This window comes from Gimesia chilikensis (assembly GCF_007744075.1).
Classification (GTDB): Bacteria; Planctomycetota; Planctomycetia; order Planctomycetales; family Planctomycetaceae; genus Gimesia; species Gimesia chilikensis_A.
This window is the reverse complement of record NZ_CP036266.1, coordinates 120,417-144,564: the sequence shown is the minus strand read 5'-3', so window position 1 is coordinate 144,564 and position 24,148 is coordinate 120,417. Positions and strand designations below refer to the sequence as shown.

General features: G+C 55.5%; 19 protein-coding genes. 6 read left to right on the top strand and 13 right to left on the bottom strand.

Annotation, left to right across the window (positions count from 1 at the left end):
- Positions 1 to 39: 39 nt before the first annotated feature.
- Genes HG66A1_RS00640 through HG66A1_RS00610 form a run of 7 tightly spaced genes read right to left on the bottom strand, consistent with a single transcriptional unit; the run spans position 40 to position 7,082 of the window.
- Positions 40 to 708 carry a hypothetical protein gene (locus HG66A1_RS00640; protein WP_145179835.1) on the bottom strand — a complete coding sequence of 223 codons (669 nt, stop codon included), beginning with the start codon at positions 706 to 708 and terminating at the stop codon, positions 40 to 42.
- Positions 701 to 1,840, bottom strand: coding sequence for a DUF1559 domain-containing protein (locus tag HG66A1_RS00635; protein WP_145179833.1), 1,140 nt, complete (start codon positions 1,838 to 1,840; stop codon positions 701 to 703). The genes HG66A1_RS00640 and HG66A1_RS00635 overlap by 8 nt, the downstream gene beginning before the upstream one ends.
- Entirely contained in the window at positions 1,830 to 3,017 is a 1,188-nt protein-coding gene (locus HG66A1_RS00630) for a DUF1559 domain-containing protein (RefSeq protein WP_145179831.1), read from the bottom strand. Before HG66A1_RS00630 ends, HG66A1_RS00635 begins: the two co-directional genes overlap by 11 nt.
- A 3-nt stretch (positions 3,018 to 3,020) precedes the next feature.
- Positions 3,021 to 4,151, bottom strand: coding sequence for a DUF1559 domain-containing protein (locus HG66A1_RS00625; protein WP_145179829.1), 1,131 nt, complete (start codon positions 4,149 to 4,151; stop codon positions 3,021 to 3,023).
- A 4-nt stretch (positions 4,152 to 4,155) separates the two neighbouring features.
- Positions 4,156 to 5,289 carry a DUF1559 domain-containing protein gene (locus HG66A1_RS00620; protein WP_197996922.1) on the bottom strand — a complete coding sequence of 378 codons (1,134 nt, stop codon included), beginning with the start codon at positions 5,287 to 5,289 and terminating at the stop codon, positions 4,156 to 4,158.
- A 4-nt stretch (positions 5,290 to 5,293) separates the two neighbouring features.
- Positions 5,294 to 6,388 (bottom strand): DUF1559 domain-containing protein, encoded by a 1,095-nt coding sequence (locus tag HG66A1_RS00615; protein ID WP_197996921.1) that lies wholly within the window; start codon positions 6,386 to 6,388, stop codon positions 5,294 to 5,296.
- Positions 6,378 to 7,082 carry a hypothetical protein gene (locus HG66A1_RS00610; RefSeq protein ID WP_145179823.1) on the bottom strand — a complete coding sequence of 235 codons (705 nt, stop codon included), beginning with the start codon at positions 7,080 to 7,082 and terminating at the stop codon, positions 6,378 to 6,380. The genes HG66A1_RS00615 and HG66A1_RS00610 overlap by 11 nt, the downstream gene beginning before the upstream one ends.
- Positions 7,083 to 7,339: 257 nt before the next feature.
- Between HG66A1_RS00610 and HG66A1_RS00605 the strand changes: the two genes are divergently transcribed.
- The 4 genes from HG66A1_RS00605 to HG66A1_RS00590 all read left to right on the top strand — a co-directional run bounded on the left by HG66A1_RS00605 (position 7,340) and on the right by HG66A1_RS00590 (position 11,837).
- A complete protein-coding gene (locus tag HG66A1_RS00605) occupies positions 7,340 to 8,713 on the top strand; it encodes an FG-GAP repeat domain-containing protein (protein ID WP_145179821.1) in 1,374 nt (457 codons plus the stop codon).
- Complete coding sequence (locus HG66A1_RS00600) at positions 8,713 to 10,092, top strand: tetratricopeptide repeat protein (protein WP_145179819.1); 1,380 nt, start codon at positions 8,713 to 8,715, stop codon at positions 10,090 to 10,092. Before HG66A1_RS00605 ends, HG66A1_RS00600 begins: the two co-directional genes overlap by 1 nt.
- Positions 10,093 to 10,330: 238 nt before the next feature.
- Positions 10,331 to 11,266 (top strand): DUF1559 domain-containing protein, encoded by a 936-nt coding sequence (locus tag HG66A1_RS00595; protein ID WP_145179817.1) that lies wholly within the window; start codon positions 10,331 to 10,333, stop codon positions 11,264 to 11,266.
- A 160-nt stretch (positions 11,267 to 11,426) separates the two neighbouring features.
- Positions 11,427 to 11,837, top strand: coding sequence for a carboxypeptidase-like regulatory domain-containing protein (locus tag HG66A1_RS00590; RefSeq protein WP_145179815.1), 411 nt, complete (start codon positions 11,427 to 11,429; stop codon positions 11,835 to 11,837).
- A gap of 12 nt (positions 11,838 to 11,849) precedes the next feature.
- Here the strand turns inward: HG66A1_RS00590 and HG66A1_RS00585 are convergent, their stop codons facing one another.
- The gene (locus HG66A1_RS00585; protein WP_145179813.1) at positions 11,850 to 14,177 is read right to left on the bottom strand and encodes a hypothetical protein; all 2,328 of its coding nucleotides are present in this window, start codon (positions 14,175 to 14,177) and stop codon (positions 11,850 to 11,852) included.
- 173 nt (positions 14,178 to 14,350) lie between these two features.
- Here HG66A1_RS00585 and HG66A1_RS00580 point away from each other — a divergent pair, with 173 nt between their 5' ends.
- Positions 14,351 to 14,749, top strand: coding sequence for a hypothetical protein (locus HG66A1_RS00580; protein WP_145179811.1), 399 nt, complete (start codon positions 14,351 to 14,353; stop codon positions 14,747 to 14,749).
- 68 nt (positions 14,750 to 14,817) lie between these two features.
- Here the strand turns inward: HG66A1_RS00580 and HG66A1_RS00575 are convergent, their stop codons facing one another.
- Positions 14,818 to 15,735, bottom strand: a complete 918-nt coding sequence (locus HG66A1_RS00575) for an outer membrane lipoprotein-sorting protein (protein WP_145179809.1) — start codon at positions 15,733 to 15,735, stop codon at positions 14,818 to 14,820.
- Positions 15,736 to 15,882: 147 nt separating this feature from the next.
- Positions 15,883 to 16,281, bottom strand: coding sequence for a hypothetical protein (locus HG66A1_RS00570; RefSeq protein ID WP_145179807.1), 399 nt, complete (start codon positions 16,279 to 16,281; stop codon positions 15,883 to 15,885).
- 268 nt (positions 16,282 to 16,549) lie between these two features.
- Here HG66A1_RS00570 and HG66A1_RS00565 point away from each other — a divergent pair, with 268 nt between their 5' ends.
- Positions 16,550 to 18,952 (top strand): DUF4159 domain-containing protein, encoded by a 2,403-nt coding sequence (locus tag HG66A1_RS00565; protein WP_145179805.1) that lies wholly within the window; start codon positions 16,550 to 16,552, stop codon positions 18,950 to 18,952.
- A gap of 79 nt (positions 18,953 to 19,031) precedes the next feature.
- On the opposite strand, the gene HG66A1_RS00560 is transcribed toward HG66A1_RS00565, so the two are convergent.
- The 3 genes from HG66A1_RS00560 to HG66A1_RS00550 all read right to left on the bottom strand — a co-directional run bounded on the left by HG66A1_RS00560 (position 19,032) and on the right by HG66A1_RS00550 (position 24,061).
- Positions 19,032 to 19,448, bottom strand: a complete 417-nt coding sequence (locus tag HG66A1_RS00560; RefSeq protein WP_145179803.1) for a hypothetical protein — start codon at positions 19,446 to 19,448, stop codon at positions 19,032 to 19,034.
- A gap of 86 nt (positions 19,449 to 19,534) precedes the next feature.
- Positions 19,535 to 20,887 carry a right-handed parallel beta-helix repeat-containing protein gene (locus tag HG66A1_RS00555; RefSeq protein WP_197996920.1) on the bottom strand — a complete coding sequence of 451 codons (1,353 nt, stop codon included), beginning with the start codon at positions 20,885 to 20,887 and terminating at the stop codon, positions 19,535 to 19,537.
- Between the two features lie 192 nt (positions 20,888 to 21,079).
- Positions 21,080 to 24,061, bottom strand: a complete 2,982-nt coding sequence (locus HG66A1_RS00550; RefSeq protein WP_197996919.1) for a carboxypeptidase regulatory-like domain-containing protein — start codon at positions 24,059 to 24,061, stop codon at positions 21,080 to 21,082.
- Between the last annotated feature and the right edge of the window lie 87 nt (positions 24,062 to 24,148).

Sequence of the window (24,148 nt, the reverse complement as noted above, 5' to 3'; positions counted from 1 at the left end):
ATCACCAATGGCCAGCAGACGATCTACCACAGTCTTGTATCACCTTTCTGATTGGTCTCTGTCGGGCTTTAGCGACTCACAGACCGTGGGCTCCAATGAGCCGAACCCGTGATCGCCGCCATGCTCATGAATGAATTCATCTTCTACGAAATCCACGAAATCGACCTCATCCCCGGCGGTCTTGATCTCTAGAATCGTTCTGGAATGCGGGGCTCTCAGCAGCGTGACTTCGCTGCGGGGAAAGGCATCTTCTTCAAAATCATCCAGTTGTTGATCAAACAGATAGAACCACTCACCTTCGCGGGTATGGATTAAAAAACCGGCCGCAGGCTCGTAGGATGTGACCGACCAGTACTGGTAGATATTGCGGATCGTCACCTGTTCCGCCACGCTATCCGCGGCATCCCGCTGGCGACTTTCCTGCCTGGTTTTCCAGCGTTGCAGGTCCTCGGCACGGAGTTTGAACAGATACCAGAATCCCCCCGCCAGACCCAGGCCGGCGGCACCGAGCAGTACCAGCCGATTCAGCAGCAGATTCTCCTGCCCGGTCCAGCGTTCGCACACATAGAGCAGAGGTAGAACCGGAACCATGCAGAGCATCGGCAAGCCGATCAGCAGGACGACGATAAAGATGAAATATCCCTCAAAGCGATATTTTTCTTCCGGTCGTGGCGGATACGTATGCGGGATGCGGACGATTTCAATCATGTCTGTTCTGCCTGCCTGTCACCGGTTTCCCCTCCATCCAGTCCTCGCAGGTCACTTCAGCACCTGCAGGCGTACTCAGCCTTTTGAGTACTTCGGGGTCGATGTCATCAGAAACGAATCGCACCGATCCATCACCGAACAGCATTTGCGCACCGGTTTTGCTGTCCACAATGAAATGGCTGCCGAAGCTGTCTGGCTGCTGATTGATCCCCCGTGCGGGATCGCGATAGTTGAGGGAGCTTCCCCAGGCACGAATCCCCTCGCTGACTTCCCCTGCGAAAATGGTATTGGAAGTGCCATCGGTGATATCGCGCAGACTCATTCTGGAATTGATACCCAGCACGCGGCTGTTGGCGGCGTAGTGGGCGGGTGGATAACGATCATTGTCTGCCCGCGGTACTTCCTGTTGAATAAAATCAGACATCATCCCCGGGCTCATCAGCATAGGTAACCTGGTTTCGTAAGCTTTACGGTTGACCTCGTCCGTCCAGGGCTGGTCGAAATCGATCTGCTGATACAGGTCTTCTTGATCCATAAAAGGCAACAACTGCGCCACCCAGCCATGCTGAGGCTGACCCGTTTCGCTGAAAGTACCCCCGTCGGGTAAACGGTCATGCGCGTCCTCGTAAAGATGCAGGCCCAGACCGATCTGCCTGAGATTATTTTTGGAAGTCGAGCGACGGGCGGCAGTCATGCCCCCCTGATACACCAGCTTGTCTTTTCCGGTCGCCATCCACCAGAGTTGATGCGAAACGCCGATCAGACAGATGCCACTGGTTACCAGAACCAGCAGTAGTATCACCAGTGAGAACGACCAGCGCAGTTGCCAGCCTTGGTTCTCCTCTGCGGCCGCGGTTTCCTGTTTCCCACGATAGACACCCCGGCAGGCCAGATGCAGTCCGGTTACGAAGAGGGCCAGACAGAACAGAAACCATAACACGCCGGAAGCCGAAACCGTCAGCGTGGGCAGGGTTCGTTTCAGATAGGGAATCCAGCCGGTTCCCAGCTGAAACAGTGTCTGAACGAGAAAAGCCATTCCCGCGCAAGAGACCAGAAAAAAGAACGTCACCAGTGCCATGGCAGACAGGGAGGCGCGCTGTACTTTGGTAGAAGGTTCTGATTCAGTGCTCACGCTGCCCTCCTTTCGTGTTTCCTGACGGAGATGGAATTTCCTCCAGCACTTCCCGGCCGTCAGGTGTGCTCAGCGCCTTGAGCACAGCCGGATCGATGTCTTCGGAAAGGAAGCGAACACTGCCATCCGCGATTAAGACATTCGCTCCGGGACCAAAGGGCCCTGCGAACGTTCCAGGTCCCTGGTTGATGCCCTGCGCGGGGTCGCGGATATTCAGGGGATCGCCCCAGGCTCGAATGCCCGCTTTGACTTCCCCTCCCATGATCGTCTGTGATGTGCCATCCTTGATGTCGCGGATTCTCAGACCGCCATTGAGGCCCAGCAGTCGTTGATTGGCCGCGTAATGTGCCGGCCTGTAACCTGAGCGATCAGTCTGTTGAATGTCTCCTGGTTTGAAGTCGTAGCTCAAGCCCGGATTCACCAATACACGAAGCGGCTTTTCGAAAACCTGACGATTCTCCTCGGCCGTCCAGGGTTGATTGAAGTCGACCTGCTGGAACAGATCCGGCTGGTCCAGGTAGGGTAAGATCCGCGCCGCCCAGCCGTGCTGTGGATTGCCGGTGGCATCGACGGTTGCCCCTATCGGTAACTGGTGATGCTCCCCATGATAATTGTGCATTCCCAGGCCGATCTGCTTGAGGTGGCTGAGAGAAGCCCGACGTCTCTGACCTTCGATGAAAGCAACCGGATAAAACAGGGAGAGGGGACGCTCTCTGAGTAGAGCTCTCTGATCTCCAGCGGCCATCCACCATAGCTGATGCGAGATTCCAATCAGACAGATGCCACTGGTGATCAGAACCAGAAACAGGCCGACCAGGGTCACCGTCCAACGGAGTCTCCACCGCGAAACGCCCGTCGTTGACTCGGGCCGCTTCACAGTGTCCGGCGTTCCTCGATACAGTTTTCTACCCACCAGATGGACTCCGATCAGGAACAGACTCAGGGTGCAGAGGAACCAGAGTGTCCCTGAAATTGAAAGGGTCAACGTGGGCACGACGCGCCAGAGATAACTGATCCAGCCGATCATCAGTGCGTACACTGTCTGCGGCAGAAAGAACAGTCCCAGGCCGAGAGTCAGACCGAGCAACATAAGGCCGCCTGCCAGCGCGACCCAGAACCGCTGCAGTGTAGTCAACGGTTGTGTTTCCGTTTTGCTGGTGGCGCTGTTTTCCTGCATCGCTTAATACTCCCCCACTGGTTCGCCGCCGTCGGGTGTTGCCAGTGCTTTGAGGATGGCGGGATCGATGTTTTCATTGATGAAACGGACGGAGCCGTCGACCATCAGAAACTGGGCTCCGCCCTGAAAGGGACCGCCAAAACCATGGGGGTCGGCGTTGATGCCCCGCGTTGGATCGCGGAAGTTGGTTGGATCGCCCCAGGCCTTGAACTGCGCGTTCACTTCTCCTGCGAGCAGCGTATTCGAACTGCCGTCACTGATCTCCTGAAAACCGGGCGCCGCATTCGCATTCATGACATACGAGTTAGCCGCGTATTGCGCGGGCTGGTAGCCTGCGGAAGTCGGTTCGCCCTCGGTTCCCCCGCGGTAGGTCTCCCGCAGACCGGGATTCAGGCAGTAGTACAAGGGCTGCTGAAAGGGGAGACGATTAGCATCGGCTGACCAGGGCTGGCCGAGGTCGATCTGACGATAGAGCCGCTCTTCCCCCAGGAAGGGGAGCAGGTGTGTGAGCCAGCTGTGCTGTGGCTGACCGGTTTGATCGAAGGTGCCCCCTGCCGGAAAGTGTCCATAGACATCCTGGTGACTGTGCAGCGCCAGCCCGAGTTCTTCGAGTTGATCGCCGGACTGCTCACGCTTCCAGCCGCCTTGACTGTCAAACGCGAATGAGATTCGTTCCTGACTGGTGACCAGCGCCCAGACCTGTTGTGTCAGCTCGGTCACTGCAAAGCTGCTGCCCAACAGCAGCAGCAACAACGCCAGGATGGTACAGGTCCACCGTGGTTGCCAGACTGTTTGTGTCTGCGCAGCGGCGGATGAATTCTCTGACTGAAATCGCAGGCGATAGCCACGTTTTAATAACAGATGCAGGACGGCGCTCATGAAAACGAGAATGACAACACCCCAGACGACCTGCGTAGGAGAACGACTCAAGCTGTGCCCCACGCGCTGCAGATACAGATACCAGCCGGCCAGCAGGTGATACCCGACACGGAAGGGATAGATGACTCCCAACAGCAGCAGGAAGAAACAGTAAACCAGCAGCGCAAACAGGATCATCAGGCAGCCAGCCGCAATCAGCAGTTTGAAGCCCAGGCCGCGGGCAGGACGGGGAACGGTTTTCGTTTCGTTCGACATGGCTTTACCAGTCCTCCTGAAAACGGCTCATGTCTTCGCCGCCGTTGGGTGTCGCGAGTGCTTTAAGCACGGCCGGGTCGATGTTTTCATTAATGAAACGGGCCGAACCATCTCCCAGCAGGCAATTGGCACCGCCTTTGAAAGGACCACCAAAGCCGCGCGGGTGAGCATTGATTCCCAGCGCCGGATCGCGGAAGTTGGTCGGATCGCCCCAGGCTTTGAGCTGCGAATTGACTTCGCCCGCCAGCAGAGTGTTGGAAAGACCGTCTTTGATCTCTTTGAAGTTCAGCCCCGAGTTCACATTCAGGACACGTGCGTTCGCCGCGTATCCGGCTGGCTGGTATCCGTGGGGGAGCTCCGGTTCTTTCCTGTTCAAGCGGGGACCGGGAATCTGATAAACATCCAGTTCTGTAGTAAAGATGTCACGATTGTCCGCGGCGGTCCAGGGTTGATGAAAATCGACCTTGTTATACAGAGGTGCCTGGTCTACATAAGGCAGGATCTGCGTCATCCAGCTGTGTTGTGGCTTTCCGGTCTGATTGAAAATTCCGCCGGGTGGCAGGCGATCATGGAGGTCGTGGTAGTTATGCAGCGCCAGGCCGATCTGTTTGAGATTGTTTTTGGAAGCACTACGTCTGGCTGCATTATACGAATTATAGGCTGTCACAAGTTTCTCATCGCCGGTGGTCATCGACCAGAACTGTCGGCCGATTTCCACCACGGCCACTCCGCTCCCGGCCAGGATCAACAGAAACAGCAACACCGAACAGGTCCACTGTTTAGGCCAGGAGTTCAGGGGGGCGGCGTCCGGATCGGCCGACTGCAGTCGTTGTGACCAGCGATATCCCTGTTTCAGCAGCAGATGCAGGGTCACGACGATCAACGCCAGAAAAACAATCAACCAGACCAGTTGTGAGACGACCAGGGTCTGCGTACTCATCACGCGTTTGAGATAGGCCACCCAGCCGAACAGGAGATGAAAGCCGATCACGAAAGGCAACATAACTCCCAGGCAGGCCATGAATCCCGCCAGCGTCAAGACGCTGATCCCCCGCGCAATCCAGTCTACCGATTTCTGTGGAGTCGACTGCTCTGAGTCCTTGGATCCGGGTTCTGCTGTTTCCGGGTCGGTTATCATCGCATTACCTCCCCTCCAGGAACGTGCTGACATCCTCGCCACCATGGGGCGTCGCCAGGGCTTTCAATATTTCGGGGTCGATATTTTCATTGATGAAGCGGGCACTGCCATCGAGAAAGACCATGTTCGCCCCCCGCCGCTGTTGCCAGGGACCACCAAAGCCTTCCTGATGTGAATTGATGCCCAGTGCGGGATCGCGAAAATTGACGGGATCGCCCCACGCACGCAGTTGACTGACGACTTCGCCTCCGAGCAATGTATTGGATACCCCGTCCGGAATGCGATTCAGGCTGGCACGCTCCTTGAGACCACTGATGTGACTATTCAAGGTATAATAAGACAGACCAAAGCCCTGATTATTCTGTTCTGGCCATTCCGAGCCCGGCATCAGGAATTCCCGAATTGGTTTCTGAAACAGTTTCGCATTGGTTTTTGAATTCCAAGGCTGAAACCTGTCGATCTGCTGATAATATTTCAAACGTCCCAAATAAGGCAGCAATTCTGTTTCCCAACTATGCAACGGTAGTCCGGTGGATGAGATGCTTCCCCCCGGGAATCTATTCCCCTCTGCCCCTGATGCAAAGTTGATCGTCTCATATGCAATATTTTTGAGCTTTCTCTGGGAACGTTCTTTCCTACCTGGCCCGCGATGTCCTGAAGCTAAGCCGATGATGCCCTCCGAAGCCGTCACAATCCAGGCACTCTGGTGCGCTACTCCAACCACGGCGAACCCACCCGTAAAGGCGACGACGAGCAGCAGCAGACAGAAACCGGTCCAGCGGATACGCCAGCCGGATAATGGAGTCATATCAGTTTTCATTCTGACATTGCGTATCAGGAAAGTGCCGAGTAACTGGATGATTACCGCCATTAAAACCAGAAACGCAAACGCTGTGATGATCCCGGAGAGGGAAACAGACACTGAGGGAAGCACACGTTTTAAAAAGAGGAACCATCCCCCAGCCAGGTAGAAGAGGGTCTGTATCGGAAACAGAATACCCAGACAGCCCGACACTACGACTGCGCCAAGCAGGAACCCGACCAGCACTTTTGGCCAGCGTTTCGTTTTCCGGGTTGTCGTTCCAGTTTCACTTTCCATTGAGTACAACCTGAGCTTTGGTGGTGGGAAGCACCTTGATGGCGCCATCGGTGAACAGGATCAGCTGTTGATCGTCGCCGTAGATGGCCTGCTCGAAGGCGAGGGGCTCTGAAGGGTCTGCTTGCTTGTCGCCCGCGACATAGCCGTAGCGGGCCTGCAGGGGACCGGGCTGCAGCCAGAACTCTTCGGCGAAGGTGGTCTCGTCTGCTTTCTTGGGGAATTTGCCCTGGTGGGTGGCGACGTGCATGAAGAGTGCCGACCGCAGTTCACCCAGCTTGCGGCGTCGCTCGTCGAGTGTGGTCTCTGCTGCCAGGGAGGCGTCGTCCGGTTGTTTGTCTTCCACCAGCCGATACGTGCGTCCGCTCTTTTCCCAGGCACCGGGGGTCAGCAGTTCGCGTGCGCCCGAGATCATCGTCAACACAAACAGGAACATCAGCCCCCAGAGCACCGAGACTCCGAGCGCGCCTTTATACGAGATGCGGGGCAGTTTCGGGAAATCTTTCGCCAGCAGATTCCAGCAGAGCTTGAGAATCAGGGCGCTCAGCAGCAGTACCATCAGGAAGAAGGAGATGGACTGCAGACGCAGCTGGGCAATGTCGGTCAGGTCGAGTGAGACGCTGGGCATCCCGGCCTGGACAGGTCCGGTCCAGAAAAAACTGACACAGCCGGCGAGCAGAACAGTGCGAACCATCATGGAAATCAACTCCGCAGAAGTGCAATGAGAAAGGGTCTATTTCTATCATACATAAGTCCACATGATACGCGAGTCTATTCTATTCACAGTCTGTCAAATTCGCGGGGGATCGCGATTTCGGGCTTGCCAGACGCGGGACCGCCTGTTGACACTCCCCGGCGCGCGGACTAGCATTGATCCATGATTGCGACTGCAGCGCTAATACGGTCGCGATATTAGACTCGTATTAATCCTTCCGCGTTGACCTGCCCGAGCTTATGTCTGCCGCCGAGAACAGCCCTTCCCCCGAAACGAACCCAGAGCCGAATATTCCGGACCGCACTGGTTTGACGCTGCTGATGCTGGTGGCCGTCATTCTGCTGCCGCTGGCGACCTGGTTTGTCTTACCCCTGGTTCCGCCGCTGGGGAGTCTGCCCGAACTCTACACGGGAGGCACTTCGTACCCGGCGTCCCCCCTGCACTTCGATCGCAGCGGGAGTCTGCAGACCGCGAGTGCGGAGGGTTCGTCAAAAGAACTGCCCCTGATTACCAACGTGCAGATTCTTGATTTTGACGGGGACGGAAAAAACGAGATTCTCGCCTGCGATGCCGGCAATAACCGGGTGCTGCTGATCTCGATTGATCAAGCGGGAGTCCAGACGTCGCGCACGCTGATTGAAGATGTGGCTGCGCCCGCGCATGCGACCGCCGTGGATATTGACGCCGACGGCGATCTGGATCTGGTGATTTCGGTGCTGGGCAATATTCAACCCGATGATGGAGTCGTGGGCAAAGTCGAGCTGTTTGAACAGACGCAAGACGGCTTTGTCAGACATGTGATTCTGGATGACGTCCGCCGCGTCGCCGATGTGCAGCCGGGCGACTTCGACCAGGATGGTGACCTCGACCTGGCTGTGGCTGTCTTCGGCTACAACCGTGGTGAAGTCCTCTGGCTGGAGAACCAGGGCAACTTTCAGTTTGTGGATCACCTGCTGCATCGGGCACCGGGAACGATTCATGTTCCCGTGGCGGACTTCGACGGGGACGGCGATCTGGATATCGCAACGATCGTCTCGCAGGAAGAAGAAGAGCTCGTGGCCTTTGAAAATCTGGGCCAGGGAAAATTCAAAACCCGGTCCCTGTGGATGACACCCAATATGGACTTGGGCAGTGCCGGTCTGATTCACGCCGACCTCGACCAGGATGGCGATCAGGATCTGATTCTCCCCGCGGGCGACAACCTCGAAGATTTCGATGCCTACCCACAGCCCTACCACGGATGTTACTGGTTTGAGAACACGGGCGACTGGAAGTTTAAGCAGCACCGCATTTCAAACCTGGGAGGCACGTATGCGGGGGATGTGACCGACCTGGACGGCGACGGCGACCTGGATGTTGTGCTGGTGAGTATGACGAACGACTGGTACACGCCGGGGAATGCGAGCCTGGTCTGGCTGGAAAATGACGGTCAGCAGAACTTTAAAAGCTGGCAGATCGACAGTGAGCCGATCCACCTCGTCACGGTTGCAACGGGCGACCTGAACCAGGACGGCTTGCCCGACATCGCTGCCGGTGCGCTGAATATGCGGAAACCCTTTGATCGCATCGGACGGGTTTCGGCCTGGCTGCAACGTGCGGAGGGGGGACGCTGATGTTATTTCGTGCATTGATGCTGCTATTGATCATTGAAGGCACCTGGTGCGGTTATCTGTTCTACCAGCGGGCTGCACGACCGGAACCGATGCTGCCCGAAACGCGGCTGATGGATCCTTTGTTTGTAGAGGATGTCGAACCACTGGTCACGCAGGTGCAGAAAAATAATGCGCCTTACGACTGGATGCAGCTGGGTGAAGCACTACTGGGTCAGGGATATTACAGTCATGCGGCACTCTGTTTTGAACAGGTCGCCCGGCTGATGCCCGCGAGCCGACTGGCCGAGAGCCGCATCGCATATTGCCTGGAACGGACCGGGCGAACCTCGGAGAGTACCGACAAGTATCTGAGTCTGCTGGAAACCGTAGAGGAAGGGCGCGAAGGCGATCGCGAGCGGATGCAGATCCGCTATGAAATCGGTCGCAATTATCTGCGCGAGGAACAGACCGACAAAGCGGAGGCGATCTTCCGCGAGAACCTTGGTTTCCTGCCGGCCCGTTATCAGCTGGCCAAATTGTTGATTCGCTCGGACCGCATTGAGGAAGCGCTGCCTTTGATTCAGGAATCGTTACAGCGGGTTCCCCAGTCACTCAAATTCCGGGAACTGGAACTGCAGGCATATCGCAGACAAGGCGACATGGACGCGGTCAACCGGAGTGCCCTCGCCCTGGCGCGGGCCCAGCACTCAGTCCCTTTGCATCCGGGTTCCGATTTCATCGAGCCCTATCGAATGCAGTATGGCATCGATCGACGGGTGGAAGAGTTCAATCAGCGGATTTCGGGAGGCACACTGGATGAGCTGGCGGGCGAACTGGAGCAGTTGATCGCGCTGCTCGATAACCGCCCCACGACCCATTATCCGATCTTCCTGATGCGGCTGGCGGAAGTGAATCTGCAGCGAAAACGTCCCGAGCAGATCGGCAAGACGATTCAGCAGTTGAACGACCTGCAGATCCACAACGCCGAGACACTGCTCTACCAGGCGCAGTCTCTGGGGATGCAGGACGAGTGGGATCAGGCTGCAGAGCTGGCTCAGCGGGCGGCGCTGCTGACCAAAGATCCGGAGCTGCATCAGCAGATTGCGGACATCCTCAATCAGGCGGGCCAGGCGGAGGCAAGTAAGGCGGCTCGCGCACGGGCCTTGCGGCTCAAAGGGATGCTGGCTTACCGCGAGAATCAGCTCGCAGAGGCGGAAGCCCTGCTCGATCAGTCACTCAGCCTGAACCCCGCAGATCCCCAGATATGGTATGACCGGGGTCTGATTCGGCTCGCACTGGGAAAAACGGAGGCAGCCCAGGCTGACTTTCAGGCCTGCCTGGATCGGGAGCCCCGACACGGTCGTGCGCAGCGTCAACTGACGCCGGCCGATCACAAATAAGCGTAACCTTATATATATCAAGGCTTACGTTATATTTTCTACCTGAGAAATGCTGAAGCAGTCGCCAGGTCCCCCTTCTCCTGACAGGTACAAGCCTCCTGCAGTAAACACATTTCTCTTAGGAAGCACTTTCTTTATTAACAAAATTATTGAATTCTTGCAGGCAGTGTGGCTAATATAAAGAAGCGTCTCAAATAATTCCCAATTACATTTCTATTAAATTTGAGGTCATGTCTTTATGAAGAGGAACAGTAGTGTGATCTGCGGCGTTCGCTGGCGTGGATTCACCTTGATCGAACTTCTGGTTGTTATCGCCATCATTGCTATCTTAATTGCCCTTTTGCTGCCAGCCGTACAACAGGCCCGCGAAGCTGCCCGCCGCAGTACCTGTAAAAATAATCTGAAGCAGATGGGCGTTGCCTTTCACAACTATCACGACACACACCGCACCTTCCCTCCCGGCTGGATCGACGGCGATCAGACGCTGGCTGACGCATCTGAAACTGCCAACAAGAATGGTCTGGGCTGGGGCACGATGATTCTGCCCTTCATGGATCAGACTCCGCTCTACAATCAGATCGGCACCGAGACCAACGGTTTCACCATGAACTGGCACATCGGCTATACCGGTTCGACATCTATCCCATCCGCCAAAACCGTAATCCCCGTGTATAACTGCCCTTCCGATCCGATGGGTGGCATCAATATCGACAAGGGAAGCTATGGAAAATCCAACTATGGAACCGAGCGTCTGCTGATGGGCGTCAACAAGAAGCTGCAGATCCGAGACTTCCGCGACGGAACCACCAACACGATTCTGGTCGGCGAAGTAACCACACAGGACGAGACCGGTTCGACCGGCAGTTGTGGTGGTGCGGCCTGTAATGAATTCATGGGTAAACTCTGGATCGGTGCCCGAACTGCCTCCTGGGGCTGGGAACGGGGATTACAAGCCGAAGACGTCTACTTCATCGGCTACAACGCACCGGATGACTTCATCAACGGTGGTGCCCGCGACCCTGCCGACCGGTTTGCTCTGTCGAGCCCCCACGTCGGTGGTGTGCATGTCATGCTGGGTGACGGTTCGGTCCGTTTCCTGTCGGAAAACATCGATGTGAATACCTACACATGGCTGAATAACGAAAAAGACGGGAAGGTACTGGGCGAGTTCTAAGCACGCCTGCCTCGACGACCACCCGTCACCAATTTCGTGATATCTACTTTCTTGAGCACAACGGTTTTCAACTGAAAGCCGTTGTGCCTCTTTTACTGCAGCCCGAGCGGGACTGCAGTCGTTCCCTGATTTCTCTATCTCAATCCAGAGTATTTTCAAGATGACAAAACACACGCTGCTGCTGATGTTTGGTTTGACACTTTCCCTGTTGCTGACCGCCTGTGGTGGCGCCCCCGATGATCAGCCCGAGCTGGGTACGGTTTCCGGCGTGGTAACCATGGATGGCAAACCGCTGCCCAATGCGAATGTGCGGTTTTACCCGGAAGCCGGACGGGCGTCTGCTGCCAAAACGGATGACTCGGGCACCTACGAACTGGTTTACATTCGCGACGAAATGGGGGCGATCCCCGGCAAACACAGTGTCAAGATTTCAACCCTCGACGAAGCCAACGATCCGTTCGGCGACCAGGGTAGCGAAACCGTTCCCGAAAAATACAACAAGAAAACCACCCTGGAAGCCACCGTTGAACCAGGCGAAAATACGATCAACTTCGACCTGGAATCGAAGTAGGTTTGCACCTGCTTACGGTTGGCCCACAAGTCCATGCACTTCGGGGCTGATGGGCATCAATTCCGCCCGCTCCCAGGCACGCCAGGCAGCCTGATCAACGCCGCAGGAAACACCGGTCAGATTGATCAGGCGCAGGGCGATTTTTTGCTGGTAGTACGCGCGATCAGAGTGCGTTACGAATCGTGAAAGATCGACGGACAGGAGTTCGATCAGTTCATGAATTTCTCGGGAGGGCCCTGCCAGCGCAATCACATTCAAAGCGCGATCCAGGGCACGGTCAGAGATGTGCCAGGAATCGGCTGTGAAATAATTTGAAGGAGCTGTATGCAAAATACGGACCAGCGGCGTGACAGCACGTCGGTCTTGCAGCCGAATCAGTTCATACAAAGCAAGATTCTTTGATTCCCAGGCGGAAGCTTCGAGCTTTTGAATGATCAGCGGCACCGGATCCGGTTCATTGACGATCAGCAGCAACTCTACCATTTCCCGGGCCTCTCCCTGCAGTTGCGGAAGCAGGGTTTTCAGGGCTTGTACCAGTTCGGGAGTCAGCTGCTCACGGAGCGCGTCATAATATTCGCTGGAATCCTTTTCCTGTAAGAATCTTTGCAGCACAGAATAATTTTCCAGTTTGAGATATCTTGATAAAATCTGTTTCCGGTCATATCCCCCGCCAATCGATCCTGTGGGTTTGTTCTCCAGCATGGACAGTTCCTGCACGGTAAACGATGCAGTTGAATGGAGCCAGGTATTGATCAGATTGAGACTCCGGTAAGAATCCCGACTGTGATAAACCTCCGAAAACTGGTAATCCATTAACGCTTTTCTGGTTGCTGCAGAATTGATCTGCACCATGATTGCCGGAATCTCTGAATAGAGCATGACTGCATCGGCAACTGTTACGAAATGAACACCGTACGGGTAGTCGTGACCGTGAAACTTTGAAATATTGATGAGAGTCTGATCACTCATTAACTTCACCATGGCAGCTTCAGCCCAATCCAGATCCGTTTGTCTGCAAATCTTTCCCGTTCCCAGTGAAGGAAACGTCCCGAGACAGAACACCGTATCATCGAATGCATCCGGACTACGATCCTCCAGTGACTTCAGCAGATAATCTCTTCCCCGCTGGTCATTCAGATGTGCCAGCATCGCTGCATAGATCTTACGTAACTCTGCAGGCTGTTGAGGATCCTGCATCCGCTCTGTCAGGACATTGCGCGTCCGGAGAGTCGTACCAGTCAAAATAGATTGTATCGTCGCTTCATTCCGCCAGACAAAATCCTGTGCATCGGAAGGATCTTCCTGTCGGTTTCCGGGAAAGGGATATTCTGCCACGAGTTCCGGCACCCCTTGACTGACAGGATGCCGGGAATAGATGGCTTTGTACTCGTCATATTCAAAATCGGCCGGGAGCAGATATTCAACCCGTGCATCGCGAATGACGTAACAGGCTTGAAATGGCGCTTCCAGATCGGGCCCGTTCCAGTTGAGTGGTGGACGCGACTCCCTGACCAGCGTGCCCGAGACGCGCACGGGAACGCGTCTGTGCTGATATTTCTGCAGGAACATTGCCCTGCGGGAGGGGGGAAATGAGAGATAGAGAAACTCTTTCTCGTACTTCATAAAGCTGGGATGGTTCTCATCCCAGAGAGTTCCTTCCAGAGCAACCGGCTTATCGACCAGTAGTTCCAGATCGGCAGGATGCCAGATGGCCTGTTCAATCTGAAAACCGTTCGGCTGCTGACGGAGTGTGCCCCGGACAAAGACCTGTTGGCCCTGCACCGCCTGGGGCCACTGCTCCAGACCCTGTAGCTTCGCCTGCCCCTGTTCGGTGACGAAGGTACCATTCTCCGCAGCGGTTCCTGTAAACGTCGTATTTCGATCAACCAGATCGGCAAACATGATCGGGCGGGGTTCGATTTTTTCGAGATGCCTGACAATCAGGACGATGGACGTTCTTTCCTCTTCAATCCGCCCGTCAACGATCTGGCCGCGTACTTTGTAAAACGCTTCCCGTTCGAGTGCCTGTATATCCTGATAGGTCGGCCAACCTCCCTTTTTCTCACTGCCGAGATGAAACCGCACCTGATTCAGATTCGCCTTGCCATTGATCCAGGTCCCCTGCACGGCACCTCTCACATCACTCCGGTCTGGACGACCTTTATATAGCAGGGGCCCGATGACTTCGATCTCACTACCGGTGGGATACTTGATGCCCTCGATTGTAAAGTCCTGACTGTCGCGCGTGACTTCACCCTGAACGGCATCTGTGAGACAGAGCGGCGGCATGATGATTGTGAACAAGACGAGACAGACAGAAGAGCGGCGCAACCGAAACATGATTCCCTCCCTGAAACAGATTTCATAACTCAGCGCAGGTCTGGTTATGATAGCACGCTGCCCCGCGGGAGGACGAATGAATATTGCGGGGATTCAGACATTTCCCATAGAATCGTCTGAGACTGATTGATAGGATTTACGGTAGCGGGCTTACTTCATTTCGGATGCGAATTATGCAGACTCTGCTGGCTCAAAAACCGTTTTCTCTGGAGCATCTCGTCGTACTCTGCAGAAAAATCCGCGCGGTGCTGCTGCATCCCCAGACTCTGTTACGCGGTCTGATCTATCTGCAGTGTTTGTTGACCCTGTTTCTGTTCTGCCTGTTTCATGGCGGGCTGCGATTCCTGGGTCCTTATGAAACGGTACGACCTCTCCTGCCTGCTCTGGATACCTGTATTTCGCTGGTTCCCATGCTGTGTGTCTGTTTTGGCTTTGCTTTTCTGATATTGTTCGGTTCGATTCCATATCCGGCAGGTCAAGCACGACTCTGCCTGATATCGTATGCGGTCAACTTTGCGGCGGCGATCTTCTTCTGGTATTTACTGTACGCCAGCCGAATTCCTGTGCTGTGAGCTCGCAGCTTACTCTCCGCTGTGGTCTGTGGAATTGAAGATCATCCAGTTGGGCAGTGTCTGAGCAATTACTCTGTCGGGTCCCTCTGTAATCCTATTTCCATCGGCAGCGGTACCTCCTGGAAATATTTGCGATCGAATTTTGGACTGAAGGAGATATTCGTCAGTGAGGTTTCACTCTCATACGAAATCACTGTTTTTCCCTGTGCTGCGGACTGTTCATCATGGGTTATGTCCCGAATCTTGTGCGGGAACCAGAGTCCGGGAGCCGGTTGATGCCACGCTGTGATTTCGCTGATCTGTAACGGGATCGAATCACTATAGCCCAGGGCGTAGCCTTCTGTGCGAATCGGGATCCAGTTGCGTTCCGGGGCCAGCCAGATCCGGATAAAATCATGCTGCTGTTGGCCTTTGACCCAGGTTTCGAGGCGGATCCGGTGACAGTTCAAGCCGTTGATGATTTCTTCTGTTTCATAAGCGATGCTGAGAAAATACCCTCTGGCTGTCGGACTGGTCAGCAACCTGGAAAGGGTCGGCTCTTCAACCAGGCGATCCAGTAGAAAGACGTGAGGTTTGCGTAAGGGCCAGTTCAGATCTTTGCCCGGTTCGAATCTGACAACGCCGTCTTCCACCAGTCGCGTCTGCTGGCCACCATAGCTGATGCGAATCTTGTGACTGGATTTCACACCCGTCAGTGAAACTGCTGAAATCTGTTCCTGAATCGTAAAGCACCCGTCCTGATAGACGTGCCGCGAATCGCGCTGGAGTTCTCGAAACAGATTCGTGTCATCTCTTTGTTTTAAAAGCGAACCGGGTAGCTTCAACTGAAGTTTCCACTGCCGATAGAACTCCAGATTCTGGTAACGCTGTTCCTGGTCAGACACATTGTGAATCAGTGTCGAAAGCCGCTGGTCAGCTGCGAGTGAGGATGTTCCGGGCAGCAGAACCAGAACCATCGCGAGCACTTTATAATCGAGACGAAACATGTCAGTCATTTCACAACCGTTTGTATTCCACATTTGACTGGAGTGAACTACTTTCTCGATAGAGTATACTCCTACCATCATTTGTTTAATGTTTATATACAAATTAAGTGATTTACTGGAATCAACGCAACAGCACACAGGCTGTGCTTACTTTCCACTGTGGCCTGTAGAATCGAAGACCATCCAGTTGGGCAGTGGGATGGAAGGACTGCGGGCGATGAGCAGCAGGCAGCCGATGACGATCACCAGGATCGGGATTTCGATATTGAAGGTGACGTAGCCGATCTGTCTCAGGACGGAGAGGGTGCTGGCGATGAGGAAGAAGGGGCCGATCAGGACGGAGGACTTGTCGATTCCGCTGACGGCGAAGGAGGTCAGACCGGTGATTGCCAGGCCGAGAATCCAGATCCAGTTGAGTCCGGGCACGATGTTGAGTGTCGTCAGTAACCAGCCGGTGCCGATGGCGATGATGAGCAGCGGAATGACCAGTGTTTTGCGGTTCGAGGCGGCGATTTCAGCAGCAGGCTGGGTGACTGACGTATTCATAATTCTGACATCCTGTTCTAAAAGGTTGAAAGTGGCTTGATATCATTCAGGCGGTGTCCCGTCTGGAATCTCACGCGGTTTCGGGAAAAAAACTGAGATTTTCCTAGAAACGGCGTTCCGCGTCGATTTGAGGCTCTATTTCAGGGAGGAAACGCACATTGACGCTCCCCCTGACTCAGAATTAGGATAGTACTTAGCATATCCGCTTTGACTTCCCCTCTTCTGCCGGACCAGCTGTCGCCAGTCACCTTTCACGTGGTTCGTATTGATGCCTGATCGCTTTACCGCTGTTCGCTTGTTTGTTCTGTTCCTATGCGTCTGCCTGGTGGCGGGGGGATCGCTGTCTGTCCCGGTTCGGGCTGCGGAACCGGTTACGCGGGATGTGGTGCTGAACTCGATCGAACAGGCGCGCCACTACTTATTGAAACAACAGCAGAACGACGGCAGCTGGCAACTCACAGCGCGTCCGCAACAGACGCTGGTACTGACGAGCTTCACGCTGCACGCCCTGCTCCACGCTGGGATGACGCCGGAAGCGCCGGAAATTCAGCGGGGGTTGAAGTGGCTCCGTCAGCAGGATCCCGTCAAGACGCATGAAATCGCCTTGATGCTGGAGACGCTGGCCACCGCGGGTGAACCGCAGGACCTCGTGTTGCTCAAGCGTTTCACCGAGAAACTGGAGTCCGGCCATTCCGAGGGCACCAATGACGGTGCCTGGAGCTTTGGGAATACAGAGGAGAACTACGCGCACTACGCGGCACTGGGACTGTATGAAGCGGCGCAGCAGGGAGTGGCTGTGAAATCTGCGACCTGGCAACGGGCACGAGAACACTGGTTGAAGCGACAGCGTGCCGATGGGGGCTGGGGTTCTCAGAACAGCCAATACAGCCGGGGCGGAATCACTGCAGCGGGAATCGCGTACCTGGTTTCGACACAGCATCGGCTCCGCGCCGCGCAGGCCGATCTGAATGCTGTGGGTCAACCGGACTGCTGTGGTCCGCCATTCCGCGATGAGGCGGTTGAAGCGGGGTGCCGCTGGCTGGGTGATCATTTCACAGTGACCCACAATCCCAGTACCGACCCGCTGGCCGATGGTTCGGTCGGCTACCTCTATTATCTTTACTGCCTGGAACGGGTGGGTCGGCTCACGGGCCGTCGTTATTTCATCAGCAGTACCGGACAACAGCACGACTGGTATTCCGAGGGGGCAGCGTATCTGGTCGCACATCAGAATCCGATTACAGGCGCCTGGAAAGGGGCGCCTGTTCTGCTGGAAGACTGCGAGATCCTGGCGACCAGTTATGCCCTGCATTTCCTCGCGCGGGGACTGACGCCGATTCTCATCGGTCGGCTGGAATGGGGTACGGGAACGGGAGCGGATCAGTCCGACCTCCCGGGGTCGGCACATAACACGCCGGCGGCGGCCTGGAACCTGGCGCAGTTTACCAGTCGACTCCAGGGCTGGCCGAAACGATTGACCTGGCAGTCGATCGACATGCAACGGGCCGGGCCTGAGGATCTGGGACTGGCGCCGGTTGTGGTGCTCGATGTTGCAGACGCTGGTCTGTTGACCGAACCGCAGACGCGTCTGTTGCGGGACTATCTCCAGCAGGGCGGATTTCTGTTTGCCGTCGGAGGCTGCCGAAGTCCTTCACCGGACCTGGCGATGCAGTCGCTGGTCGCGAGGCTTTATCCGGAAGGTGAAACGCAGTTACGGAAGCTGGACGGATCAGACCCCGTCTATCGCAGCGAATTTCCGCTGAGTGATCGCCAGAGTGGTGCACCGCTGGTGGAACTCTGGGGGGCTGAGACCGGCTGCCGAACCGCGATTATCTATGCCCCGGAAGACTTGACCTGTCTCTGGGAAAAATGGTCGTCGGTGGTGCGAGCAGAGCGGTCTGCGCCGTTCGAGAAGTATCTCACACGTGCGCTGCAGACGGGCGTGAATGTCTGCGCCCTGGCGGCGGGACGGACGTTGATCCGTGAGCTGCCGCGCACCGCATCCGAGCGGAAGCAGACCGACGCGGAGCGGGTTGAACATCGGCTGCTGAACATCGCCCGCATCCGTCATTCGGGCGAATGGGATGCTGCCCCGCGGGCTCTCCAGAAATTGCTACAGGCGATGAACCAGGTGTCTGCGGTGCAGGTCGCGACGAAACCGCGACTGCTGCCATTGACCGACGAGCGACTGTTTGCCCATCCCCTGCTCTATCTGCATGGCCGGTATGGATTCGCCCTCGATCAGGGCGAACAGCAGAAGCTGCGCACCTACCTCAAGCAGGGGGGCGTGCTGTTTGCGGATGCCTGTTGCGGAGCGGACGAATTCGATCAGAGTTTCCGACGACTGGCCAAACAGCTGTTTCCGGGCCAACGCCTGAAACGGATTCCCGTCGACCACGAACTCTTTTCGCGCAATACCGGATTTGAGCTGCGGGAAGTTCGTTTCCGTCACCCGATTGATCTGCAGACGAAAACCAATGAGGAACGTGTGACACGCATCGCTCCTGAAATCGAGGGGATTGAAATCGACGGTCGACTGGCGGTGCTCTATAGCCGCCACGATCTGAGCTGCGCTATCGAACACGGCGACCGCATCGCCTGCCCGGGCTATGTGGCTGAAGACGCCGTGAAACTGGGATTGAACATCGTCTGGTATTCGCTGCTGCAGTGAGACACTGTGGTGTATTACTGGTTACCAGAAGTTTGAGAAGTGGAAGCGGGATTTAACATCTGCATGAGGATGGTGCACTTCATTCATGTGTGGAATCTGTCATGAGTGAGGGCAGTCTGCGATGTTTGAACGGTAGACGGGCTTTGTCAAAGGCGGTGGTCCAGGTTTTCTCCCAGTCCGAGTCCGAGCAGTCGGCATCGATCTGATTGTCCCTGCATAAGAGGATTCCCCCCGATTTACTGCCGACACTGTATAGCACCAGATCCAGCACTCCCGAGGTTCGCTTCCAGACCAGTAAGGAGACGGCCAGTTGGACCAGATGCTTCCGACCGAGGCCGTGATCTTTGTGTTCTTCGACTTCGCACCAGAGAATGATGTTCGGATCGATACCATACTTATGTTGAACTGCGAGTCTGTGTTTCTCATTGCGGGGAAGCACCGTACACAACAGCCCAGGCTTTCCCGCTGAGTCGGGAAGTTCTGAGGAACGATACATCGATTGCTGCTCAATCAGCCACTGCAACAACTCCCTCGGTGTGCAGTCTATCTTCAATGAGAATGCGTAAATGCGGGTCAGACTGTCTATGGCTTCAACTCCACATTGCTGATGCCTTCGCGGCCCGGGTCGAAGAGGTTATTCGAGAGATGAATGCCGGTCGCTTTGCGGGCGATGCGGATGGCGTAAACGTAGCGCGGTCCCTGCTCTGTTTTGTCCGGGTGGAAGCGGCCGGAATTCTGGACGATGTTCCCTTGGATAATCACGTCAGCCAATGGCGGGTTGTCTGGCTTTTGACCTTCGTCGAGCAGAATCGGATTGCCCTGACTGCCCCAGATCCAGTGGGCGTTGCCGAAGCCGAACTGGGAGATGATATTGTTCGCGATGATCGAACCACCGTCGCCGTTATCGACGCGGGCCGACTCTGAGGGTGATTCCTGACGGGCCGCGTGAGAGGCGGCGCCCGGCATCAGGCCGATACTCCAGAGATCGTTTTTGATGAACTGGTTGCCGATGATGACCACGTTACGGGAGCCGTGCATCGCTTTCATGCCGACGAAACAGTTGGAGACGATGTTCTGTGCGACAATCACGTGGTCGGAGTGCAGGTCGATGCCCTGTGCACCGTTTTCGATGGTGTTGCCCAGGATCTGCGTGCGATCGCTGGCGGTGGGTGAAGTGACAATGATGGCCGACCCCTGGTGCCAGTTTTTGACCGATTCGCGTTCCCAGGTTTCCTGGCTGGTGAGGGTCCCTTTGGTCTCGTTCTTTTTGACGAACTGGCCGAGCTGGTGCTGCTGTTGCACCTCCGGCGTGGGCAGCAGTTCGGTTTCAGTGATGCGATTGCCCTGGATCAGGGTGCCTGTGCTGGCGTTGACGACGATGCCGGTACCGTCGATGCAATGAAAGGCGTAGCCCCAGTCGGGGGACGCGGTGCGGTCGTCGACGGCGATCCGCATGTAATTCGTGATCGTGCAGTTGCGGATGGTGGCGTTGCGACAGTTGAGCAGATAGAAGACGCCGGAACGGGTGCGATGATTCAGGACCGTGATGTTATCGAGGACCAGATCCTGACAGTCGCGCAGGTTGATGGCTTCGATGGCGGTCGTCTGTTTATCCTCCGGTCGAGTGAGAACGAGGTCGCGAAACTGGACGCCCTTTCGATGTTCGACTTCGATGAACGGAGCTGCGGAATTCGTCTGAATAATGCGTCCCGGACCAAACAGGCCACTGCCATCACTGCGGATGACCAGTTTTTCCGAGATCTCATAATCGCCGGCGGGGAGGAAGAGCATCCGCCCGGGCTGGGCATCGAGGGCCGCCTGAATCGACTGGCCGGCGGTGACCATTGGAAAGGGCTGGTTGTTTTGTGCCCGGCTGGAGGTGACGGAGACGAGAAGGCTGAAGCAAAGAAGCGTCGGCATGGTGAGTGAGCGCATGGGAGATCCTGTTTTTAATTCGAGCGCAGACACTGTCAGTTGCCTGCTCGCTGCGCTCGGCCCGAATTGCATTCGGGCTCACCCTGGTTTTTGAAACGACGGAATCGATTATAGCTTTCGGTCACGTTGCGGGCGACCACGCAGGGTCGCCCCTACCACGAATATGATTGATCAACGTTGAGGGGGCGACGATCAGTCGTCTTTCTGTTTCAGGGCATCGACGAGTTCGTTGATTTCGGTATCGTTCAAGCGAATGGCGGTTTTCTCCAGCATTTTCTTATAGTGTTCCCGGCCGCTGGTTGAGCTGGGGAAGCCGATGTTCTGGTCTTCGTCTTGATCGTTGTTACTCGTAACGAGAATTTTGCCGTCGGCATCGAGAATGGCCCACCAGGGAATTCCACCCGGGGCATCGTTGCGGAGTTTCTTCATGATCTCATGCGTGCCGGTCCAGCGGTGATCCAGCTTGATCCAGATGTAGTCGCGCTCCCAGATTTTGCGTTCGCGATCCAGGTAGAGGGAAAGCAGGCGACAGGGACCACACCAGGTGGCGGTCTCCTGCACGATGACGCGTTTGTTCTGTTCCTTCGCCTGCTTGAGCGCGGTTTCGAGTAACTCGTTCGCGTCGCGTATCGGGTACTGATTGGCTTTGAGAAACTTGAGCAGCTTCTCCTGATTGATTTTGCCGTCGGTTGAGAGTTTGGCGAAGCTGCTTTCTGCTTGTTGTTTGCTCTGCGCATCGAAGATGAATAAACCTGGCTGCGGTGCAGTTGATTCCAGCCCCAGATTTTTCTGGATCTCCCGGGCTTTTTCGGACAGGGTGTTAGCTTCTCCCTCCTCGCTGACCAGAAGCCGGAAACTGGGCATGAGATTGCGAATCTCTTTGTCGTTATATCGCAGCGTCATGAATTGCCGGACGGCTTCTGAAGAGCGATCGCCGTACAGGATCAGCAGGTACTGATTCGTGAGGCGCGCTATTTTTGCAGCGCTTGCGTAGCGTTCTTCAGGTGTCCCCTTGGTGTCATAGGCGGCAGCGATGCGTTCGTCGATGGTGGGTGGCTTGTAGGGGGTATAGCGCGGTTTTACTTTCAGTTTTCCCAGGTCCAACTGCTGGCTGTCAGTGAGCGTGAACACTTTGACGCGTCGATAGAGGGTCGAGCGCGGCTTGTCCTGGGGATGGATGATGATCGACAGCTTATATTCCTGCCCGACGACCAGCTTCTTCAGCTCAAATTTTCCGGCTGCATCGGCATGCAGAGTTTCCCCAAAACCGTTGCGATAGGTGATAAATTCTTTCCCCATCCGGATTTCCACGCCGTACTGGAGCTCCTGATTTTTGAGTGGCTGATCATTCTCTTCATCGATCAACTGACCGCGGACTGATCCGACCAGCTGCAGTGGAATGGTAACCGTTTTCTCATCAGGACCGATTTCGACAAGTCCCGCGAATTTTTGATCCCGGGTGCGGGCACAAAGCAACGTGTTAAACAATTCACGCTCTACTTTGAATTTGCCCGAGGCATCGGTCACCGCCTGCAAACCGAAGCCAGCTTTCTGCGAACGGTAGATCCCTGTAATCCTGGCATCGGGTACTGGCTGAGGAGGATTTCCCGTCACCACCGTGCCTGTTAAAAATCCTTTCTCGGGGCGCTCCATGTGAAAATTGACTTCCTTTTCGCGCTCCTGTCCGATGGTAAACCGCTGATTCTCCGTCTGTGAGGGCCCCCGCACCGTGAAGTTACCCGAACCGACAAATATTTCGTAGGTACCATTTTTATCTGTCGTAAGTCTATGCACGATGTTAGGAAGTGCGCTGAAAGTGCGAGCCTGGATAGAGGGTTTCTGCTTCTCTTTAAGTTTGACTGAGCCACGACCGCGATGGAAGATATGAATTTCTTGCCCCGCCACCGGTTTCCGTTGTGGTCCTAATGTCACGCGTCCATACAGGCGTGTCGCGGGACGGAGTTTGAAATCCAGGTCGGTCACCGGTTGTTCTGGCATCACCGCGAAGTCAGTCCGCGGGGTTGACGCCTGTGTCTGATTGCCTGCCACGACCAGATAAACCATGTAGGGGGAAACTTTGAGTGAATAGCGTCCGTCATCGTCCGTTGTGACGGATTCACGGAAGGTATCGGCCTGATATCCGTCTCCGACTGCAGTCACTGTGATTCCCTTGGCAGGAGTACCATCTGCCTGACGAACCTGCCCCGAGATGGGAACCAGTTGATCGAGTTCCATGGTCAACAATCCCTTGCCTGTCGCAGGGTGGTAGGTCCCTCTTACGTTGTTATAGTCTTCGGTATGAGGCCAGATGACCAGTTGCTGTTTCTGCCAATGGGGAATCCATTTGAAAACGGTAATCCCCTCGGCATCGGTTGTCTGTTCGAGCAGATGGTTGCCGTAGAAGAGAGAACCCAGATTCAGTTCCCGTGGCTCTCCCGGCTTGTTGAGAAGCCAGGGATAAACTTTGATACCTGCCAGGGGCTTGCCGTCGGGTGTCTGAACTTTAACCTTGAGTGGAGTGGTGCCATCCAGTTTGAGGCGGACCGGATGATCGGGAAATGCGGGAGGTTTTGTAAGTTGATCGCCGGACTGATCCCGATCCAGAGTAAAAGCTCGATAGTCGGCACCATGATCATCGCTGATCGCACCGACGAATTTGATCTCGACATCATATGGCACCTGAAAGGCAATCTTACCTTGCTCATCCGTAGTCCCGGTTCCCCAGGCATGGTCGTGATCCATGATACCTGCGTGGGCGGCTGCGATTGGCTGTTCATTTTGATCAACGACTTCCAGTTCGACCAACTTCGGGGGCCGTACTTGCAGCTTTAAATTCTGCAACGAGGAATCAGCTGCGATGTTCTGCCAGGGGAGCAGGTATTGCGCCATAAGCGAATCAGACATGACGACCAGTACCTGACCACTGAAACGCGCCGCTGTTGCCTTTAAAGCGAACTTTCCCTGATTGTCCGTACGCGTTTCCATCCGATCCCGTCCAAGTTGGTAATGGTCGACGTAGACTTTTGCGTCGGGCACCGGCTGGTTCTGTTCGTCAATGACGACACCTTTGATGGTCAGCTGTTGCTGGTTGTCAGCATCGGCTGCGTGTAATACAACCGGCGCCAGCAATGCTGTCAGCAGGAAGAACCAGGTGACCGATTTCGAATATTTCATGCGAGACGTGCTTTCAGTACGGAGCTTCGTGTGTCGTTCAGGGGTTGCGGGCGACCACATAGGGTCGCCCCTACGTATGTGATTGAT

Bases quoted from the DNA above. Each gene is read 5' to 3' on its own strand.
- HG66A1_RS00615 (WP_197996921.1), bottom strand. From the start codon at position 6,388: ATGGAAAGTGAAACTGGAACGACAACCCGGAAAACGAAACGCTGGCCA.
- HG66A1_RS00605 (WP_145179821.1), top strand. From the start codon at position 7,340: ATGTCTGCCGCCGAGAACAGCCCTTCCCCCGAAACGAACCCAGAGCCG.
- HG66A1_RS00595 (WP_145179817.1), top strand. From the start codon at position 10,331: ATGAAGAGGAACAGTAGTGTGATCTGCGGCGTTCGCTGGCGTGGATTC.
- HG66A1_RS00625 (WP_145179829.1), bottom strand. From the start codon at position 4,151: ATGTCGAACGAAACGAAAACCGTTCCCCGTCCTGCCCGCGGCCTGGGC.
- HG66A1_RS00620 (WP_197996922.1), bottom strand. From the start codon at position 5,289: ATGATAACCGACCCGGAAACAGCAGAACCCGGATCCAAGGACTCAGAG.
- HG66A1_RS00585 (WP_145179813.1), bottom strand. From the start codon at position 14,177: ATGTTTCGGTTGCGCCGCTCTTCTGTCTGTCTCGTCTTGTTCACAATC.
- HG66A1_RS00610 (WP_145179823.1), bottom strand. From the start codon at position 7,082: ATGATGGTTCGCACTGTTCTGCTCGCCGGCTGTGTCAGTTTTTTCTGG.
- HG66A1_RS00575 (WP_145179809.1), bottom strand. From the start codon at position 15,735: ATGTTTCGTCTCGATTATAAAGTGCTCGCGATGGTTCTGGTTCTGCTG.
- HG66A1_RS00555 (WP_197996920.1), bottom strand. From the start codon at position 20,887: ATGCGCTCACTCACCATGCCGACGCTTCTTTGCTTCAGCCTTCTCGTC.
- HG66A1_RS00550 (WP_197996919.1), bottom strand. From the start codon at position 24,061: ATGAAATATTCGAAATCGGTCACCTGGTTCTTCCTGCTGACAGCATTG.
- HG66A1_RS00590 (WP_145179815.1), top strand. From the start codon at position 11,427: ATGACAAAACACACGCTGCTGCTGATGTTTGGTTTGACACTTTCCCTG.
- HG66A1_RS00630 (WP_145179831.1), bottom strand. From the start codon at position 3,017: ATGCAGGAAAACAGCGCCACCAGCAAAACGGAAACACAACCGTTGACT.
- HG66A1_RS00580 (WP_145179811.1), top strand. From the start codon at position 14,351: ATGCAGACTCTGCTGGCTCAAAAACCGTTTTCTCTGGAGCATCTCGTC.
- HG66A1_RS00570 (WP_145179807.1), bottom strand. From the start codon at position 16,281: ATGAATACGTCAGTCACCCAGCCTGCTGCTGAAATCGCCGCCTCGAAC.
- HG66A1_RS00640 (WP_145179835.1), bottom strand. From the start codon at position 708: ATGATTGAAATCGTCCGCATCCCGCATACGTATCCGCCACGACCGGAA.
- HG66A1_RS00600 (WP_145179819.1), top strand. From the start codon at position 8,713: ATGTTATTTCGTGCATTGATGCTGCTATTGATCATTGAAGGCACCTGG.
- HG66A1_RS00560 (WP_145179803.1), bottom strand. From the start codon at position 19,448: ATGTATCGTTCCTCAGAACTTCCCGACTCAGCGGGAAAGCCTGGGCTG.
- HG66A1_RS00565 (WP_145179805.1), top strand. From the start codon at position 16,550: ATGCCTGATCGCTTTACCGCTGTTCGCTTGTTTGTTCTGTTCCTATGC.